The 19036-nt window shown below is 65.4% G+C and carries 18 protein-coding genes; 5 read left to right on the top strand and 13 right to left on the bottom strand.

The window, feature by feature from the left end; all coding sequences use genetic code 11:
* Positions 1-14: 14 nt before the first annotated feature.
* From thiL to glyA, 7 genes are all read right to left on the bottom strand, one after another.
* Complete coding sequence (gene thiL, locus Q0030_RS16965) at positions 15-1016, bottom strand: thiamine-phosphate kinase (protein WP_298369148.1); 1002 nt, start codon at positions 1014-1016, stop codon at positions 15-17.
* A 149-nt stretch (positions 1017-1165) separates the two neighbouring features.
* Positions 1166-1660 carry a transcription antitermination factor NusB gene (nusB, locus tag Q0030_RS16960; RefSeq protein ID WP_092114726.1) on the bottom strand — a complete coding sequence of 165 codons (495 nt, stop codon included), beginning with the start codon at positions 1658-1660 and terminating at the stop codon, positions 1166-1168.
* Positions 1661-1662: 2 nt separating this feature from the next.
* A complete protein-coding gene (gene ribH / locus Q0030_RS16955) occupies positions 1663-2154 on the bottom strand; it encodes a 6,7-dimethyl-8-ribityllumazine synthase (RefSeq protein WP_298369146.1) in 492 nt (163 codons plus the stop codon).
* 213 nt (positions 2155-2367) lie between these two features.
* Positions 2368-2976 carry a riboflavin synthase gene (locus Q0030_RS16950; protein WP_298369144.1) on the bottom strand — a complete coding sequence of 203 codons (609 nt, stop codon included), beginning with the start codon at positions 2974-2976 and terminating at the stop codon, positions 2368-2370.
* A gap of 105 nt (positions 2977-3081) precedes the next feature.
* The gene (gene ribD / locus Q0030_RS16945) at positions 3082-4242 is read right to left on the bottom strand and encodes a bifunctional diaminohydroxyphosphoribosylaminopyrimidine deaminase/5-amino-6-(5-phosphoribosylamino)uracil reductase RibD (protein ID WP_298369142.1); all 1161 of its coding nucleotides are present in this window, start codon (positions 4240-4242) and stop codon (positions 3082-3084) included.
* On the bottom strand, positions 4239-4721 hold the full coding sequence (gene nrdR / locus Q0030_RS16940) for a transcriptional regulator NrdR (RefSeq protein ID WP_176530931.1): 483 nt from the start codon (positions 4719-4721) through the stop codon (positions 4239-4241). Before nrdR ends, ribD begins: the two co-directional genes overlap by 4 nt.
* Before the next feature lie 26 nt (positions 4722-4747).
* Positions 4748-6049 carry a serine hydroxymethyltransferase gene (glyA, locus tag Q0030_RS16935; protein ID WP_298369139.1) on the bottom strand — a complete coding sequence of 434 codons (1302 nt, stop codon included), beginning with the start codon at positions 6047-6049 and terminating at the stop codon, positions 4748-4750.
* Between the two features lie 620 nt (positions 6050-6669).
* On the opposite strand from glyA, the gene Q0030_RS16930 reads away from it, so the two are divergent.
* On the top strand, positions 6670-8946 hold the full coding sequence (locus Q0030_RS16930) for a TonB-dependent siderophore receptor (RefSeq protein ID WP_298369137.1): 2277 nt from the start codon (positions 6670-6672) through the stop codon (positions 8944-8946).
* 254 nt (positions 8947-9200) lie between these two features.
* On the opposite strand, the gene Q0030_RS16925 is transcribed toward Q0030_RS16930, so the two are convergent.
* The 3 genes from Q0030_RS16925 to Q0030_RS16915 form a co-directional block, all read right to left on the bottom strand.
* Positions 9201-11414, bottom strand: a complete 2214-nt coding sequence (locus Q0030_RS16925) for a TonB-dependent receptor (protein ID WP_298369136.1) — start codon at positions 11412-11414, stop codon at positions 9201-9203.
* A 52-nt stretch (positions 11415-11466) separates the two neighbouring features.
* Complete coding sequence (locus Q0030_RS16920; protein WP_298369134.1) at positions 11467-11850, bottom strand: DUF2946 family protein; 384 nt, start codon at positions 11848-11850, stop codon at positions 11467-11469.
* Between the two features lie 166 nt (positions 11851-12016).
* A complete protein-coding gene (locus Q0030_RS16915) occupies positions 12017-12298 on the bottom strand; it encodes a hypothetical protein (RefSeq protein WP_298369132.1) in 282 nt (93 codons plus the stop codon).
* 469 nt (positions 12299-12767) lie between these two features.
* On the opposite strand from Q0030_RS16915, the gene Q0030_RS16910 reads away from it, so the two are divergent.
* Genes Q0030_RS16910 through copD form a run of 4 tightly spaced genes read left to right on the top strand, consistent with a single transcriptional unit; the run spans position 12768 to position 15547 of the window.
* On the top strand, positions 12768-13145 hold the full coding sequence (locus Q0030_RS16910; protein ID WP_298369131.1) for a DUF2946 family protein: 378 nt from the start codon (positions 12768-12770) through the stop codon (positions 13143-13145).
* Between the two features lie 57 nt (positions 13146-13202).
* Positions 13203-14207 carry a hypothetical protein gene (locus Q0030_RS16905; RefSeq protein ID WP_298369130.1) on the top strand — a complete coding sequence of 335 codons (1005 nt, stop codon included), beginning with the start codon at positions 13203-13205 and terminating at the stop codon, positions 14205-14207.
* 2 nt (positions 14208-14209) lie between these two features.
* Entirely contained in the window at positions 14210-14560 is a 351-nt protein-coding gene (locus tag Q0030_RS16900) for a copper resistance CopC family protein (RefSeq protein ID WP_298369129.1), read from the top strand.
* A gap of 39 nt (positions 14561-14599) precedes the next feature.
* Complete coding sequence (gene copD, locus Q0030_RS16895; RefSeq protein WP_298369128.1) at positions 14600-15547, top strand: copper homeostasis membrane protein CopD; 948 nt, start codon at positions 14600-14602, stop codon at positions 15545-15547.
* Between the two features lie 10 nt (positions 15548-15557).
* Here copD and Q0030_RS16890 read toward each other — a convergent pair whose 3' ends face one another.
* Genes Q0030_RS16890 through Q0030_RS16880 form a run of 3 tightly spaced genes read right to left on the bottom strand, consistent with a single transcriptional unit; the run spans position 15558 to position 18522 of the window.
* The gene (locus Q0030_RS16890) at positions 15558-17057 is read right to left on the bottom strand and encodes a tripartite tricarboxylate transporter permease (protein WP_298369127.1); all 1500 of its coding nucleotides are present in this window, start codon (positions 17055-17057) and stop codon (positions 15558-15560) included.
* Positions 17057-17557, bottom strand: a complete 501-nt coding sequence (locus Q0030_RS16885) for a tripartite tricarboxylate transporter TctB family protein (protein WP_298369126.1) — start codon at positions 17555-17557, stop codon at positions 17057-17059. The genes Q0030_RS16890 and Q0030_RS16885 overlap by 1 nt, the downstream gene beginning before the upstream one ends.
* Positions 17554-18522 carry a tripartite tricarboxylate transporter substrate-binding protein gene (locus tag Q0030_RS16880; RefSeq protein WP_298369125.1) on the bottom strand — a complete coding sequence of 323 codons (969 nt, stop codon included), beginning with the start codon at positions 18520-18522 and terminating at the stop codon, positions 17554-17556. The genes Q0030_RS16885 and Q0030_RS16880 overlap by 4 nt, the downstream gene beginning before the upstream one ends.
* Positions 18523-19036 lie beyond the last annotated feature (514 nt).

Here is a 19036-nt window from a genome sequence, read left to right as displayed (position 1 = left end):
TTCGGCCGGACGTTCTAGAAATGGCTGTAGGACAGGCGCTTCAGCGCCAGTTCCCTGCCCTGTCCGTCGAGAAAGCTTGGCGGTGACAAGCCTGCAATGAGGCCACCGATCGCGGTGACCGCGACCTTGGCCTGCCGTGCGTCTCGCAGAAAGGCGTCCGCGCGATCGCCCGGCACCGCGCACAAGAGCTCATAGTCATCGCCGCCGGCGACCAGGGTCTCGATGCCGATCGCCTTGCGTGCGAGCAGCCCCGCAGCGGCAGGCGACAAAGGGATGCTCGGCACGTTGATCACGGCCGTCACGCCACTGGCTGCGCAAAGCTTGGCCAGATCGCCGGCGAGACCGTCGGACACGTCCATCGCCGCGCTGGCGTAGCTGCGGACAGCCTTGGCAAGTGCGTTGCGCGGCTGCGGCACACGGTACCGGGCGGCAAGAAAATCCCGGCCGGCGGTATCGTCCGCCAGAGCCGCCGCGACCGGACCGCCCCGCAGCACATCGAGACCGAGCGCGGCATCGCCGATGGTGCCGGTCACGAACACGCGGTCGCCGGCCTTCGCCCCCGCGCGGTGGACCATCTTGCCCTGAGGCAGTCGCCCGAATGCGGTGATCGAGATCATCAGCGGGCCCGGCGTCGACACCGTGTCGCCGCCGAGCAGCGGGCAGCCGAAATGGGCTGCATCCTCGCCGAGCGCCCGGGCAAACGGCTTGAGCCAGGCCTCCTCGGCGCGGCGCAGCGCCAGCGTCAGCACGAAGCCGGCCGGCACAGCCCCCTTGGCCGCGACGTCGGAGAGGTTCACCCGCAGCGCCTTGCGCGCCAGCGTATCGGGCGGATCATCGGTAAGGAAATGCACGCCCTCGACGATCGCATCCGTGGTGACGACGATGTCCTCGCCGGCCGCCCTCAGCGCGGCAGCGTCGTCGTCGAGCCCGAACGCGCCCGGGTCCGTCGCAAGCGGCTTGAAATAGCGCGCGATGAGGGAGTCTTCGCCGGAGGTCGGTTTGCTTGCTTCGGTCATCAACCCGTCATCCTGAGGTGCGAGCGGAGCGAGCCTCGAAGGATGCACGGCCCCGGCTCCGCCACCGAGCTAAGCCGCCACCCTTCGAGGCCTCCGCTTCGCTACGGCACCTCAGGATGACGGCTACGGCTGCAACCGTCGCCTAAAACTTAGCCCCGAACAAACTCGTCGCCGCGGAACTGGCGTGCGATCTGGTCGAGCACGGCGTTGACCATGCCGGTCTCGTCCTTCTCGACAAAGGCGTGCGCGACGTCGACATATTCGGAAACCACGACGCGGCCCGGCACGTCCCGGCGGTGCTCGAGCTCGTAGGACCCTGCCCGCAGCACCGCGCGCAGGATCGCGTCGATCCGCTTCAGCGGCCAGCCCTTCGACAGCGCCTCGTCGATCAGCGGATCGAGCTTGGCCTGATCGCGCACCACGCCGGAGACGACGTCGCGGAAGAACGCGGCTTCCGCCGGCAGGTACTTCTCGCCCTCAACCTCGTTACCGAGCCAGTGGCTCTCGAACTCGGCGAAGATGTCGTTGATGCCCGCGCCGCCAATGTCCATCTGGTATAGCGCCTGCACGGCCGCGAGCCGTGCCGCGCCGCGCCGGTTGGCTTTCCTGTCGGGGGCTTTCGCGGGCTTCTTGTTGTCAGCCATGGTCAGGCCTTTGCCAGGCGGCGTTTGATCCGCAGCATCGCGATCGCCGCGCGCGCGGCGTCGCCGCCCTTGTTTAACTCGCTGGCACGCGCCCGCGCCCAGGCCTGCGCCTCGGTGTTGACGGTGAGGATGCCGTTGCCGAGCGGGAATTTCCGGCTCACGGCCAGATCCATCAATCCGCGCGAGGATTCCTGCGAAACGATCTCGAAATGGATAGTGTCGCCGCGCACCACGCAGCCGAGCGCGATCGCCGCGTCATAAGGTTTGCCGTTCGCCGCTGCGGCATCGATCGCAATCGCGATCGCGGCCGGAATCTCCAGCGCGCCCGGCACCGTGATCACGTCGTGACTGGCGCCGGCCGACTTCAGCTCGGCGAGCGCGCCTTCCAGCAGCGCATCCTGGATGTCGTCATAAAACCGGGCCTCGACGATCAGCACGCGTGCGCCTGCGATGTCGGTCTGGTCCTTCAGGGGTGCGCGCCGCGCGTCAGCCATTGCAATACCAATCGGAACTTGGGGAGGAGTTGTGCTGCGTTTTAGGCGCAGCAGGCGGTAAAGCCAAGGGCAATACTGGCCCGGATGTCACCGCGATCGGCCTGATTTTTCAGGTCGGCTTCGCCCGCAATGCATAGGCCATCCGGCTGGACGCCGCCCGAGGTGAACTGGCAGATAAGGACGTCGGTCTTGGCCGCAATGCCGAGGCCGAGGCTATTTCATCTCGGACAGCCGCGCCGCATAGCGGGCCATCAGATCGACCTCGATATTGACCTCGCTGCCGGCCTTCCAGCCGCTCAGGGTCGTGACGGACAGCGTGTGCGGGATGATCAGCACCGAAAAGGAGACGTCGTCGACCGTATTCACGGTCAGCGACACGCCGTCCAGCGTGATGGATCCTTTCGCCGCGATGAAACGCGCCAGTTCGCGGCTGGTTCGCAGCTCGAACCGCGCCATGTCCGGCAGATCGTCGCGCTTGACGATGGTCGCGATGCCGTCGGCATGCCCGGCCACGATATGACCGCCGAGCTCGTCGCCGATCTTGAGCGCGCGTTCGAGGTTGAGCCGGCCACCCTGCGCCCAATGCTTGGCGGTGGTCATGCCGAGCGTCTCGGCCGCGGCGTCGACGTCGAACCAGGTCTTGCCGTCAGCGGTGCCGGAGGCGACCACGGTGAGACAGACACCGTTGCAGGCGATCGAGGCGCCGTCGGCGATCGTGGTCTGGTCGTAGTCGCAGGCAATCCGCATCCGGTGCAGCTGACCCTGCGCCACTGGCTTCAGGCTGGTGATCTCGCCGATATCGGTGACAATTCCGGTAAACATGACAAATCTCTTACTCTTCGTCATGGCCGGGCTTGACCCGGCCATCCACGACTTACTTCACTACTGGCGACCAAGACGTGGATGCCCGGGTCAAGCCCTGACGACCTAGGACCGATCGTAAACAGTCAAAACATCTTTGCCGAGGGTTTCGCTAGCACGAAGGCGGAAGGCGGGCGACTGCGTGATTGCGGCGAGCGGCATTGCGTCCAGCGCGGGAACGCCATCGGCGCCGATCCGTTCGGGCCCGCGCAACAGCCAGATTTCATCGACCAGGCCTGCCGCCACGAAAGAATTCGCCACGCGTGCGCCGCCCTCGACCATCAGCCGCGTGATGCCCTTCTCCGCCAGCGCGTGCAACACCGCCGGCAGATCGAGCCCCGGCTGCGCGCCGGAGGCAACGCGGATCACCTCTGCCCCGGCAGCACCGAGCTTCATCGCGGCCGGCGCCTCGGCAAGATCCGATGTCATCACCCAGAGCGGCGTCTCGCGCGCCGAATGCACCAGGCGGCTGTCGCCCGAGATCCGCAGCGCGCGATCCAGCACCACCCGCACCGGCGAGCGCGCCGCCATGCCGGGCAGCCGGCAGGTCAAGAGCGGATCGTCGGCCCTGACCGTGCCGATCCCGACCAGGATCGCATCGCTCTGCGCGCGCAACAGATGCACGCGCCTCTGCGCGGCCTCGCCGGTGATCGCAACTGGTTTGTGGCCGCTGGCTGCGATCTTGTCGTCGGCGGACACCGCGAGCTTGAGGACGACATGCGGGCGCTGGTCCGTGATGCGGCGGAAATGCCCAGCATGGTCGCGCGCAGCCTCGGCCGCGCACAGTCCGACATCGACGGCGATGCCGGCGGCACGCAGCTTGGCGTGCCCCTTGCCGCCGACGTCCGGATTGGGGTCCTCGATCGCCGAGACCACGCGGGCAAGCCCGGCCGCGACGACGGCATCCGCGCAAGGCGGCGAGCGGCCGAAATGCGAGCAGGGTTCGAGCGTGACATAGAGCGTGGCGCCGCGCGCGGCGCTACCTGCCCGTCTCAGCGCCTCGACCTCGGCATGCGGGCGGCCGCCGGGTTGGGTCCAGCCGCGCCCGACGATCACCCCGTCCTTGACGATGACGGCGCCGACTGCCGGATTGGGCCAGGTACGCCCGAGCCCGCGGTGACCGAGCGCGAGCGCGAGCTGCATGAAGCGCAGATCGGCGGCCTTGGCTGCTTCCCTGGCCTCTTTGGCTTTCTGCCCGAGCTGCTCTTCCAGAATACGGAAGATCATTTTCGCAACGTCGCGATCCGCGGGTCGTCTTCGCCGGTCAGCTCGTCGAGCACGGCCTCAAAGTCTTTGGCCTCGCGGAAATTACGATAGACCGAGGCGAAGCGCACATAGGCGACGTCGTCGAGCTGGCGCAGATGCTCCATCACGATCTCGCCGATCGCCTCCGAGGAGACCTCCGCCTCGCCGCCGCTTTCGAGCTCGCGCACGATGGTGGACACCATCTTCTCCACCCGCTCCGATTCCACCGGGCGCTTCCGCAACGAGATCTGCAGCGAGCGCACCAGCTTGTCGCGGTCGAACGGCACGCGGCGGCCGTTGCGCTTGATCACGGTCAGCTCGCGCAGCTGCACCCGCTCGAAGGTCGTGAAGCGGAAGTTGCAGGCCATGCACACGCGCCGCCTGCGGATAACCGCGGAGTCCTCGGTCGGACGCGAGTCCTTGACCTGCGTATCAAGTGAGTTGCAGCTCGGGCAGCGCATCCGACAGGACCTCTAGCGGCGAACGACTACTGATAGATCGGGAAGCGATCGGTCAGCGCCTTGACGCGTTCCTTGATCGCGGCCTCGACCAGCGGCGCCTTGCCGTCCGGCGACTGCGCGAGCGCGTTTAGCACTTCCGCGATCATGCCGCCGACCTGCTTGAACTCGGCGACGCCGAAGCCGCGGGTGGTCGCAGCCGGCGTACCGAGACGCAGGCCCGAAGTGACGAACGGCTTCTCGGGATCGAACGGGATGCCGTTCTTGTTGCAGGTGATGGCGGCGCGCACCAGCGCCTTCTCGGAGATGTTGCCCTTCAGGCCCTTCGGCCTGAGGTCGACCAGCATCAGATGGTTGTCGGTGCCGCCGGACACGATGTCGAGGCCGTAGCTGCGCAGCGTCTCGGCCAGCGCCTTGGCGTTCTCGACCACGTTCTTGGCGTAGACCTTGAAGTCCGGCCGCAGCGCTTCGGCGAACGCGACCGCCTTGGCGGCGATGACGTGCATCAGCGGGCCGCCCTGCAGGCCGGGGAAGATCGCCGAATTCAGCTTCTTGGCGAGCGTCTCGTCATTGGTGAGGATCAGGCCGCCGCGCGGACCGCGCAGCGATTTGTGCGTCGTCGTGGTGGTGACGTGGGCGTGCGGCACCGGCGAGGCATGCACGCCGCCGGCGACGAGGCCGGCGAAATGCGCCATGTCGACCAACAGATACGCGCCGACCGAGTCTGCGATCTCGCGAAAGCGCTTGAAGTCCCAGGCGCGCGAATAGGCCGAGCCGCCGGCGATGATCAGCTTCGGCTTGACCTGCTCGGCCTGCTTCTGGACTTCGTCCATGTCGATGATCTGGTCCTCGCGGCGCACCGTGTAGTGCGCGGCCTTGAACCACTTGCCGGACATGTTGACCGGCGAGCCGTGCGTGAGATGGCCGCCGGCGGCGAGGTCGAGGCCCATGAAGGTGTCACCGGGCTGCAGCAGCGCCAGAAACACCGCCTGGTTCATCTGGCTGCCGGAGTTCGGCTGGACGTTGGCGAAGCCGGCGCCGAACAGCTTCTTGGCGCGCTCGATCGCCAGGTTCTCGGCGACGTCGACCCATTCGCAACCGCCGTAGTAGCGCGCGCCCGGATAACCTTCCGCATATTTGTTGGTCATCACCGAGCCTTGCGCCTCCAGCACGGCACGGCTGACGATGTTCTCCGAGGCGATCAGCTCGATCTCATGGCGCTGGCGGCCGAGCTCGCCCTTGATCGCGGCGGCGATCTCGGGATCGGCCTCGGCAAGGGTTGCCGTGAAGAAGGAATCGGGCGCGGAAGCGGTCTTGGAGGATGAGGTCATCGGCGAAATATCTCCACCGCCGCAAGCCTTTACACGGGATGCGGACGGTCACGAGTGGCGGTCGAAGCTGGTTTCAGAGGGTTATCACATCACCCCAAAATGGCCAAGCGGTTGCGGTCCCCCGCGGCCAATTATGCCAGATATGGTGGGGATGCCGGGGATTGCCAGCCGGCAGGGCCGCCCCCTCGCCGTCCCGGTTCCAGCCCCGCAGAACATGGCTGCGGGAGCCGGCGGGGGCGGACAGGACGCCCCCTTCCCGATCGCGCGACGAGCCGAGGCTGACGCCTCAAGGCGAGCCGCGCCCTCGAGCGTCACCAATGCCGATCCCCCAATCACGCTTCACCCCATCACGCGGCGTCCGGCTCCCTCGATCATCACACGCGCGATCATGATGCATCGAGTCACGAGATGATTTTGAATCGTTCGATTTTTGAATCGTTCAACACTGGACCGATTCAAGCCTCTCACGCGATGCGTGCAATTGTGCGTCGTACTCCGTTGTCCCTCAGTCACACACGCCGGCTTTGCGCACAGCTTCGATAGCTTCTAACCGCGCGCGGGCTGTTCGCGAAAATCACCGTGATAACGACGCCGAAGACAATTCTCTTTGGGGGCGTTGAATGACGGACGGATGGATTCGGCCGCAGCGGTTTGCTGCTTCGGCTCTGGTGATGCTTTCGGTTGCTGGTGCGGACGAAGTCTTCGCGCAGGCGCAATTGCCGCCCGTGACAGTCGATGCGCCGCACCGGCAATCGGCACGATCGCAGCAGCCTTCGCAACGGAGCATGCGCGCGCGCAGCGCCGCGCGCCGCGCGCCAGTCGCCCCAGTGGGCACGCAGCCACAGGCGGCACAGCAGGCTGCGGGCGGAGGCGGCGGACACGAGCGCGCCAATGGCCCGGTCACCGGCTATCTGGCGCGGCAGAGCGCCAGCGGCACCAAGACCAGCACGCCGATCATCCAGACGCCGCAATCGGTGACGGTGATCAGCGCCGAGCAGATCCGCGACCAGAAGATCGTCAGCAAGTTCGACGAAGTGCTGCGCTACACGCCGGGTGTCATCGGCGGCACCTATGGCGCCGACTTCCGCAACGACTGGTTCATGATCCGCGGCTTCCCCGCGCAGAACGAGTCGCTGTTCCTCGACGGCCTGCAGCTGTTCTACACCTCCTATGCGAGCTGGAAGCTGCAGCCCTTCAACCTCGAGCGCGTCGAGGTGCTGCGCGGTCCGTCCGGCATCCTGTATGGCGGCTCGGCGCCGGGCGGCCTCGTCAACGCGGTGAGCAAGCTGCCGTCCGCCGAGCCCATCCGCTACATTGAAACCGGCGTCAACAATTTCGGCAACGCCTACACCCAGTTCGACATTGGCGGCGCGACGGCGCAGCCCGGCGGCGGCCAAGTGCAGTATCGCCTGGTCGGCCAGGCCCAGGGCGGCGGCACCCAGACCGACTATGTCTACGACAACAATTTCTTCTTCGCCCCGTCGGTGACCTGGCGGCCCGATGCCGACACAAGCCTTACTGTGTTCGGCATGGCCTCGCACAGCAACACCCGCGCGCTGAACTTCCTGCCCTATGTCGGCACCGTCACCAACGCGCCGTTCGGCCGCATTCCGACCAGCCTGTTCGCCGGCGATCCCAGCGTCGACCAGTTCCGCCGCGACCAGGAGATGGTCGGCTATCAGTTCCAGAAGAGCGTCACTGACAACGTCGATTTCCGTCAGAACGCGCGCATGGCGCATGCCGACGTCTACTACGCCGGCCTCTACGGGCTCGGCTACGCGACGACGCCGGCGGCCGCCGACATCATGCGCGGCAATTTCTACACCCGCGGCATCGCCACGCAGCTCAACCTCGATAATCAGCTCGAATATCGTTTCTCAACCGGCGCGCTGCAGCACACTGCGCTCGTCGGCGTCGATCTGAAATATTACGGCATCGACGATCGCCAGGGTTTCGGCATGGGCACGAATCTCAACGTGCTCAATCCGGTCTACGGCAACAACCTGCCGTATAGCGGGCCGCTGTATCAGAACGCCTATCTGACCCAGGGCATGGCCGGGCTCTATCTGCAGGACCAGGTCAAGCTCGACCGCCTGACGGTCGTGCTGTCGGGGCGGCAGGACTGGGTCGACCTCAGCAAAAACAACCGGATCGGTGCCGATCAGAGCCGCCAGGACAGCAAGTTCTCCGGCCGGGTCGGCGCGATCTACAATTTCGACAGCGGTGTTGCGCCCTACGTGTCCTATATGACCGGCTACAATCCGGTGATCGGCACCAATGCCGCCGGCCAAATGCTGCTGCCGGAGACCTCCGAGCAGACCGAGGTCGGCGTCAAGTACGAGCCGGTCGGGCTCAACGCGCGGTTCGGCGTCGCGCTGTTCGATCTCAAGCGCAAGAACGCGCTGACGACAGATCCGAACAACACGCTGTTCCAGACCCAGAATGGCGAGGTCACCTCTCGCGGCGTCGAGCTCGAGGCGGTGGCGAACATCACGCGGGATTTCAAGCTGGTGGCGAGCTACACAAATTACGAGCTGTTCGTCAGCAAGGACCTCAATCCCGCGCTGATCGGCACCGTGCCGACCAACACGCCGCGGCAGCTCGCCTCGATCTGGACCGACTACACCTTCCGCGACGGCCCGCTGAACGGCTTCGGCTTCGGCGGCGGCGTGCGCTATGTCGGCTCGTCCTTTGCCGACACCGCGAACACTGCGCGCGTCCCGGGGGTCGTGCTCGGCGATCTCGCCTTGCACTACGAGTGGGACAACAACTGGCGCGCGGCGCTCAATGTGGTGAACGTCACAGACAATATCTACGTCGCGAGCTGCGCAACGATCAGCTCCTGCTACTACGGCGATCGCCGGCGCATCACGGCAAGCCTCGCCTACAAATGGTGAGCACGCCGCACAACATTCCGTTCACAAATCCATCATCGAAACAGAGAGGCGGCGTTCAGCTGCCTCTCCATTTTTTTGACGTCGTCAGGGTGGTGTCAGCATGTCGCGCTAGGTTCGCGCCGCGGCGAGATTTGCCGCGCCCAGACTGGCCCGCTCCGAATTGCGAGCCCCGGAGCGGGCCTTTTACATGGCGAGGATTTCTCGCACATTGCCAACGGGTCCCGCGCCACCGCGCCGGTCCGTTCAAATCCCGCTCACCATCGATAGCGTAGCCCCGCATAGATCGCCCTGCCCGTTCCGGGCTCGAACAGCGGTGATGCCGCATTGGCGCGATCGATGATGCTGGCGCTCGCGATATACGCCTTGTTGGCGATATTGCGCGCCTCGATATAACCGGACACCGGACCGCCATTGTCGAAGCCGGCCTTGAGGCCCCAGATCGCATAGGCGGACGTTATCAGCGTGTTGGCGCTATCGACGAAGTAGGCCTGCGGCACCCATTCCAGATTGGGGCCGAAATAGAGCCCGGTCGGATGCTTGTAGAGCAGCTCCGCCCGCACGAAGTGGCGCGGCGCACCCGGCAGCTGGTTGTTGCCGAACACCGGATCATTGTCGAACCGGAAATTGTTCAGCGTGTAGGCGATGTTGAGCCAGATCTTGTCTGGCGCTGGTCCGCCCACGAAGATGTCGCGAAAGACCGCCGCGCCCGCCCCGGCCTCGATCCCCTGGTGAACCGTCTTGTTGGCGTTGGTGACGTTGCAATTGCCGAACGCGCTGTAGAGGCACAGCAACTCGTTGTCGATCTCCGATCGATAGAGCGTGACCTCCCAGGCGTAGTCCGGCCGCTTCGTGCGGGTGCCGATCTCATAGGTCGTCGCGGTCTGCGGCTTGATCGAAAAGAACGGAATGTTCGGCAGGGTCGGGTTGAGGAAGTTCGGGCTGACGCTCTCGCCGAAGCTCGGCACCTCGGCACTGCGCGAGACATTGCCGAACACCTGCCAGCTCGGATCGACCTGCCACAGCAGGCCGGTCTTGGGGCTCCACAGGCTGAAGCTGCTGCGGCCGTTGAGATCGCCATTGGTCGAGAAGTTGACGTGCTGGTCGCGCACCGCGAACAGATATTGCGTGCCGGCGATGACGGCGACGTTGGGCAGGAAGTAGAACGAATTCTCCGCGAACGCCGAATAGTTCTCCGGGGTCTGCCGCAACGACGACGTCTGCGCGCCCTTGAAGCCGCCGACATTGACGAATTGCTGGGCATCGATGCTGCCGTTGAGGATGTTGACTCCGGCGACGAAGCGGTTGCGGAAACCGCCGATGATGCGGTCGTCGGTCAGCTTCGCGAAGCCGCCATAATCCTTGTAGCGATAGTCGAGCCACTGGAAGATCGGATGCATCAGGTGCCGGTCGACACCGAACGCGCCGAATTCGAGTTGCGTGTCGTCGAAGCGGATGGTCGTCTTGTTGGCGATCCGCACCGTGTCGATGTTGCGCTGCCAGTCATTGGCGACATTGACGGGTGCAGCCGTGGTCGGCGACGTCAACGCCGTGGTCCGGTCGACGCTGCCCGGGATGCGCTGGCGTACCTCGTTGGCGTTCAGGTAGAACCGGGTCTCGACGTCGGGCGAGATCTGGTAGCCGACATTGGCGCTGAGCTTGTTGCTCGAGCCGAAACTGTGATCGCGGAAGCCGTCCGAGGCTTGCGTGGACGCGGTGACGAAGCCGTCCCACGGCCCATTCACGCCACCGGCATTGACCTGCAGCCGACGGGTGTTGAAGGCACCGAAGTCGAACGATGCGCCGTTCGGGTTCGGATCGCGTCCGGTCGGGGTGACGAAGTTGATCGCGCCGCCGAGCGAATTGGCGCCGAACTGCAGCGCGTTGCCGCCCTTGTAGACCTCGACATATTTGTAGGCGGTCGGGTCGACCTCCTGGAAATCGCCGTAGCCGTCCGAGGTGTTGATCGGAATGCCGTCCATGGTGAGCTGGATGCCGCGCAAATGGAAATCGCGCGACAGGCCGGAGCCGCGGATCGACAGCCGCGTATCGTCCCCCCATTTCGGCTGCGCGAAGACGCCGGGGACATAGTCGAGAATGTCCTTGATCGTGTTGGCAACGGTCGAGTTGCGGTAGGCCGCGGCCGGGACCAGCGCGACGCCACCCGGCGTGTTGTTGATTTCCGTGAGCGCCTGCTGCGCCGACAGCACGGCCAACGCGGCACGGGTGCCGCCGCCCTCGCCATTGGCCGCTTGCACCGCCGCGGCGGGAACACGCGCGGCGCGCGCCGAGGCGCTGCGCGCAGCGCGCCGCTGCGGACGCTCCGATGCGTCCCGCCGCGGCTGCGGTGCGTCGACCGTGACTGATGGCAGTGTCGATTGCGATGTGGATTGAGCGTTTGCAGGCAAGATGAATGCTACGGCGGTGCCGGCGAGCGAACAGGCTCGCAGCCGCGCGATGGCGGATGACATGACAGGACTCCGGATGTGATCTGACGAACGAAGGGCGCCGAAGCGCCGGTGGTCAGGTCAGTGCCGGAGGTCCGCGGGATTGATGATCGTAGGATCGGAAACGCGCAACGAACCGCGCCTCGAACGCACGGATCGTGGTGACCGCGACCGGCAGCCGTGCGCCGAGCGCGAGCTCCGGCGGCGGCAACGCGCCGGTGACGTGATGACCGATGCACAGCGGACAGTGGATCGCGCCGCCCCGCCCGCTCTTGCCGGCATCGTCGTGGGCCGCATCGGCATCGGCGCTGTTGATGCAGAGGATCTGGCCGGCTGCCGCGGCCGCAGGCGATATGCTGGCGACCAGGAGGCTCGACAGGATGACGTTGAGGACAAGCGCGTACGCTGCGACAAACGCCGCCGCCCTGCCCACACGCTGCCTGAAAACGAACCGCCTCATCTCATACCCCGCCTCACGCCTATCACAGCGCAAGAGCGAGTCAAAACACAGCGGCCGCAGATTCAACCGATCGCGCGGCGGTGTTGCAGGCGGGCCATATGACGAATTGTCCTAGCCGCGCCTTCAGCCGGCCAGCAGCGCGGCTTCAAGAGCCCGCGGGCCGACGTCAGAATGCACTCCTGAACTGAGCGACATAGTCGGGGCTCCCATAGACCCACATGGGCTCGTCGCATTGCTGTGGGCCTGTGTCGTTCATGCAGGCGGAGCTCCACGGCGGAGCCGCGATCTGACGACCTACGATCCCGTATCCCTGCAATCCGCTGCCAATTGTCGATCGTGCGCCGACATGCGCCCGGTCGCTGCCATTGCCGGTTCGCGCATCAGCAATGGCTTGGGTCGCGAGAGATGGCGCCAGCATGAGCGCCGCCAAAAGATAGATGATCTTCATCGTTCGGCCGCCTTGATTTGCGCCTCGCGCAAGCGAGGCATGTGCGTTGCTGAAAGGAAGACCGGGATCGGAGTCCGGATATTTCCCGATCACACAAATGTTGGCCGTGTTGCTACCTGTCTCGACCAGGCAGGCATCGCGCCGCAGAACCGGGGCGCTATCCCCGCAGGTCGGATTCTGGCAAGCTGGCTCCCGCCGCCACAGGCGATACGCTGGCGACCAGGACGCCTAACAGCACGACATTGAGGACAAGCGCATAGGCCGCAATGAATGCGGCCAGCCGACCTACCTCTGTCGCCTAAAAACAAGTCGGCTCATCAGACTGATCCCGCCTCAGGCCGTACCGCAGCGCGTATGCACGGCGTTGCCGACGCACAACACACTCCATTAAATCGTCACCCCTCCTCGCTCCATTGTCACTTGGCTCGACGGCGGCCCTCGCTTGCGGTAGATTGTCGCAGGTGGACCGATGCGCCGACAGCTGAAGAGATTTCTACCTCTAGTTCTGGTTGCCCTGCTGGTGCAGATCTTTGCACCGATCGGCGCCTGTTGGGCGGCGAGTCTAGCGGCCTCGGATCCGCTTGCAGGCGCGGTCATGTGCCACGGCGGGGCGGCACAACAAGCGGCCGACCAGAACGATCAGACCGGCCACCGCGCGCACGAGGGCTGCTGCACCGCCTGCAGCGTGCTGCAGACCGGCGCGCCGATCGCTGCCCCGAAGATGTCAGCCGCGATCGTGATCGATCGCGTGATGAGTGAGGTCGCCTGGCAGGATTTTGCGCCGCGTCTGTTCGGTCCAGGCGCCGATTCCGAGGCCCAGGCGCGCGCCCCGCCGTTTCTGTCGTAAAGCCGCGCGGCCACTGGCCGCTGACACCTTTACACATCAACGCCTGCGGAGATTCCCATGTTCATCCGTCATGCGCGCGCAGCCTTACCGGGCCTCGCCGTCGCGCTCATTCCATTTTCTGTCAGTACCGCCCACGAAATCGTCGGCAACCGCTTCTTTCCGGCCACGCTCGGCATCGATGACCCCGGCGTCAATGACGAGCTCTCGCTGCCGACGGTCTCCAGCTTCCACACCGGCGATGATCCGTCGTTTCGGCAGCGTGACTTCTCCGGCGAGTTTTCCAAGCGGATCACCGAGGCTTTCGCGATCTCCATTGGATCAACGTACAGCTTTCTCCATCCACCTGGTGGACCGACCGGAACCGGCGCCCATGGCTTCCAGAACGTCGACACCACCTTCAAGTATCGCGTCTTCAAGGACGCCGAGCATGAATTCGTTATGTCGGTCGGGCTGAGCGTCGAATGGGGCGGCACCGGCGCCGACAGCGTCGGAGCTGATCCGTTCAACACCTACACACCGACCGTCTATTTCGGCAAAGGTTTTGGCGACCTGCCCGACACGTTGTCATGGCTGCGCCCCGTCGCGGTCACCGGACAGGTCGGCTATGCCATTCCCGGGAGGCGTTCCACCACGACCTTCGGGGTCGATCCCGACTCCGGCGAGATGACCTCCGATACCCAATTTCATCCCAACGTGCTGAATTGGGGCGCCACGATCCAGTACAGCATGCCCTATCTGAAATCCGCGGTCGTCGATCTCGGCCTGCCGGATTTCGTCAATCGCATGATCCCGCTTGTGGAAGCGACGCTGCAGACCCCGATCGCGAACACGCTGACGTCGGGCACGATGACGACCGGGACCATCAACCCTGGCGTTCTGTGGGTCGGAAACACCTATCAGCTCGGCGTCGAGGCGCTGATTCCGATCAATCGGCAGAGCGGCACTCGCGTCGGCGTGATTGGGCAACTCCATCTTTATCTCGACGATATCGATCCCCGGGGCATCGGCAGGCCGCTCTTTGGCGGCCCGGTCCAGCCCGCCAGTCCGTTTGCGAGGAATTGATCATGCGACGCTCAACCCTGATCATCACGCTTTTGCTGTCGCTGGCAGCCGATAAGGCACACGCCCACGCCTTTCTTGATCATGCCGAGCCACGCGTCGGCAACCAGGTAGCGAGCCCGCCGCGCGAGGTGACGCTCACCTTCACCCAGAAGCTGGAAGCCGCATTCAGTTCGGTAACAGTCACCGGTCCTTCCGGGCAGCGGGTCGATGCCGGAAAGGCGCGCGTGAACGGCAACCAGATGTCGGTCTCACTGAAGGGGGGCGGTGCTGGGACCTATTACGTCAATTGGCACGTGCTTTCGGTAGACACCCACACAACCGAGGGGAACTACACCTTCCAGGTTGGCCAGTAGAGCTTGGTCGCAATGGATTGGTCCGCAGCAGGAGCGCCGTTGATCGCGACGCGCGCCGTGCATTTCGCGGCAACGGCGTTAGCGGTCGGAAGCGTTATTTTCGGCCGCCTGATCGCCGTGCCGGTCTTGCTCGACCACACCGCGGCGACGATTGCGTTTCGGAGCCGGACGCGGCGGCATATCTGGGCCAGTCTTACCCTCGTGGTGATCTCGGGCGCGATTTGGCTTCTGCTGCAGGCGGCGTCGATGAGCGGAATGCCGCTCATCGACGCTTTGACCGCAGACATCCTATCGACCGTCATCAACGAAACCCAGTTCGGTGAGATGACGATCATCCGCGCAGGTCTTGCGATCTGGCTGGCGGCCTGCCTCATCTCGGACCGCGCGGTGGCCGCACAATGGCTAGGGCTCGCTGCGGCGATCGGGCTTGCCGGCAGTCTTGCCTGGACCGGCCACGCCGCCTCAACCGTTGGTCCGATCGGCTATCTGCATCTCGCAGCGGATGCGTTGCACACCGTCGCTGCGGCAGCCTGGATCGGTGGTCTGGTGTCACTGATCACCTTCTTGGCCACTCCCAAGGTCCGTGAGAGCATGTCGCTGGTCCGCGATGCCACCGAACGGTTTTCGATACTCGGCATTGTCAGCGTGGCAACCATTCTGCTCAGTGGCGTTGTCAACGCCGCCATTCTGGTCGGCTCGCTGCATGGGCTCGTCGCCACCGAATACGGGCGCCTGCTCATGCTCAAGATAGCGATCTTCGTCACGATGCTCGTCTTCGCGGCGATCAACCGCTTCCGCTTGACGCCGCAGTTCGCCGCCATCGAAAGCGAACATTCGTCTGTCGCCCTTCGCCATCTGATCCGTAACAGTGCGATCGAGACAATACTCGGACTGGGCATCATCGTCATTGTTGGGCTGCTCGGAACCCTGCATCCCGCCATTCACCTGCAGGACGTTTCCAACCTCTTGCTGACCAGGCAACATTGAAGCAACTTACCTAGTCCTCATTGGCCTTGAACCGCCCGAGTCCCCTCAGCACGAACGGCGCCAGCAGTGCGATCAGTGCAACGCCGAGCAGCGTTGCCGACATCGGGCTTTGCAGCAGCACCATGGGATCGCCGAGGCTGATCGCCAGCGCACGGCGCAACTGGCTTTCGGCGATCGGCCCGAGGATCAATCCGATCACGACAGGCGCGATCGGGAAATCGAACCGCCGCATCAAAAAGCCCATCACGCCGAACGCCGCCAGCATCGACAGCTCGACGACCGACGGCTTTGCCGCGATCGTGCCCATGGTCGCGAACACCAGGATGCCGGCATAGAGCCAGGGCTGCGGGATCGCGAGCAGCCGCACCCACAGCCCGACCAGCGGCAGATTGAGCACCAGCAGCATGCCGTTGGCGATGAACAGGCTCGCGATCAGGCCCCACACCAGGTCGGGCCGTTCCGCGAACAACAGCGGCCCGGGGTTGAGGCCGTATTGCTGGAAGCCCGCCAGCATCATCGCCGCGGTGGCCGAGGTCGGCAGCCCAAGCGTCAACAGCGGCACCAGCGTGCCGGCGGCGGAGGCGTTGTTGGCGGCTTCGGGTCCGGCGACGCCCTCGATCGCGCCCTTGCCGAACTCCTCCGGATGTTTGGTCAGCCGCCGCTCGGTTGAATAGGACAGGAAGGTCGGGATCTCAGCCCCGCCGGCCGGCAGCGCGCCGATCGGAAAGCCGAACAGCGTGCCGCGCAGCCACGGCTTCCACGAGCGCCGCCAGTCCTCCCGCGTCATCCACAACGAGCCGCGCACCGGCTCGAGCTTCTCCTCGGCATGATGACGGCGCGAGGCGACATAGAGCGCCTCGCCCACCGCGAACAGGCCGACCGCGAGCGTCGTCACCTCGACGCCATCGAGCAACTCGGGGATGCCGAACGCAAGCCGCGCCTGGCCGGTGAGCTTGTCGATGCCGACCAGCCCGAGCGTCAGGCCGATGAACAGGCTGGTGAGGCCGCGAACCGGCGAGTCACCGAAGGTCGCCGACACCGTGACGAAGGCGACGCACATCAGTGCGAAGTAATCCTCCGGCCCGAACCGGACCGCGAAGTCGACCAGCCATGGCGCGAGGAATGCGAGGCCGATGGTGGCGATGGTGCCGGCCACGAACGAACCGATCGCCGAGGTCGCCAGCGCCGGGCCGCCGCGGCCGGCCTTGGCCATCTTGTTTCCCTCGAGCGCGGTCGCCATCGACGCACTCTCGCCCGGCGTGTTGATCAGGATCGCGGTGGTCGAGCCGCCATACATGCCGCCATAGTAGATGCCGGCGAACATGATCAGCGAGCCGCCGGGATCGAGCTTGTAGGTCACCGGCAGCAGCAGCGCGACCGTCAGCGCCGGACCGATGCCCGGCAACACGCCGACCGCGGTGCCGAGGAACACGCCGATCAGGGCGTAGAGCAGGTTCATCGGCTGCATGGCGACCGCCATGCCGTGCGCCAGCGCGGCGAAAGTGTCCATCACAGCAGTCGCTCCAGCGGGCCGGCAGGCAGGCTCAGCGTTAACAGTTTGTCGAACGCGAGGTAGATGAGGGTCGTGATCGCGAGCGCGAGGGCGGTGTCGGCCGCGACGGCACGCCGGCCGAAGGCCGCAGACGTGGTGACGAACAGCGCCGAGGTGGCAAGGATGAAGCCGGCGCCGAGGCCGATGATGGCGATCAGCAGCGCAAGGCCGCCGATGATCAGCCACACCGGTTTCGGATCCATGCTCTCGCGCGGCGGCAGGTTGCCACGCAGCGCGTCGATCAGATTGCCGACCGCGAGGATGACGAGGCCGATCGCGATGACGATCGGCATCGCCTCCGGCCCCATCCCGTACATCGTGGTGGCCGGCAGCTTGCTGGCGTCCCACACCAGCACCGTGGCGAGTACAGCGAGCGCGGCCGCGATGGCGACGCCGGCGCGATCGACGCGCCGCGCCGGCGCGCGCGGCAGGTTTTCGGAGGCCGTATCCGGCGTCATGATTTCACGAGACCGACGGACTTCAGCACCTCAGTCACGCGCGTGATCTCTTTCTTCAGGAAATCCGCGAATGCATCGCCGCCGAGATAGGCGTTATCCCAGCCCTTCTGCTTCAGGATGTCCTTCCAGGCGTCGGACTTCACCATCTTCTCGACGGCTTCGCTCAGCACCTTGCGCTGCTCCGGCGTGATGCCGGGCGGAGCCACCACCGAGCGCCAGTTGGCCAGCACCAGCTCGATCCCCTGCTCCTTGAAGGTCGGGATATCGACGCCGGGCAGACGCTGCGCCGAGGTCACGCCGAGCGCGCGCAGCTTGCCGGCCTTGATCTGGCCTTCGTACTCACTGAGGCCGGAAATGCCGGCCGTGACCTTGCCGCCGAGAATGGCGGCGAGCGACTCGCCGCCGCCCGAGAACGGAATGTAGTTGATCTTCTTCGCGTCGGCGCCGACCGTGCCTGCGAACAGCGCCGCCATCACATGGTCGACGCCGCCGGCCGAGCCGCCGGCAAAGGTCACCTTGGCGATATCGGCCTTGAGCGCGGCAGCTAGATCCTGCGCCGTCTTGATCGACGAACTCGCCGGCACCACGATGACCTGGGTCTCCTCGGTCAGGCGCGCGATCGGCGTCACCTGATCCAGCGTCACCGGCGACTTGTTCATGGCGAGCGCACCCACCATGACGAAGCCGTTCACCATCATCTGGCTGCCGTCGCCCTTGGCGCCATTGACGAACTGCGCGATGCCGACGCTGCCGCCGGCGCCAGGCACGTTGGTGACCTGGACGCTGCGCGCGACACCGGCGGCGACCAGCGCCTGCTGCATCGAACGCGCGGTCTGATCCCAGCCACCGCCAGGCGCCGCCGGCGCCATCAGCTTGAGCTCGAGTTGCTGCGCGGGCGCCGGACCGCTCGCCCCAAGCAACAGCGCTACGACCGCGCCGAACAGGCGCATGTGGGACGAGATCATGGGGCTTCCTCCTGGATTTTCAGACGCGGCCCGCCGATCGCCGGCTGCGTCCAGTCGCGTGGTCGCATCGCCAATCGAAACGCGCGAGTCCCATCGGGTTATGGAATCGCGCGCCGAGCTCGCGTCTGCGCATCCTTAGCGACCATTCGCCACAGCCTTCGGCAAGCCCGCGGCGCAGCTACACCGTGCTGCAAATCGCCGCACCGCGCTGATTGCTTTTCGCTTGAGATGATCTGAGTGGCTCGCCGGCGCACGCGGTTTAATGCGGTCTTCGTCCTGCATGGATCGAAACGGCAGGACGAGCACAGCCCCGGATACCGGGCCCAACCAACGACCCCCGGCACCGGAGGTTTCGCAGCACCAGGGATCGCTACTCCCGGAGGGCTTGGGGGCAAAGGCCGGGAGCTGAAGGTCTACTCCTGCGGTTCCAGTTCGTTCCAGCGGAATGCCAATTGCGCGCTCGCTCCTTCCGCCAGGAAAGGGCAGCGCATCGTCTTTCAGGCAAGAGGCACCC

This window comes from uncultured Bradyrhizobium sp., from assembly GCF_947648125.1.
GTDB lineage: Bacteria > Pseudomonadota > Alphaproteobacteria > Rhizobiales > Xanthobacteraceae > Bradyrhizobium.
This window is presented reverse-complemented; position numbering and strand designations above follow the sequence as displayed.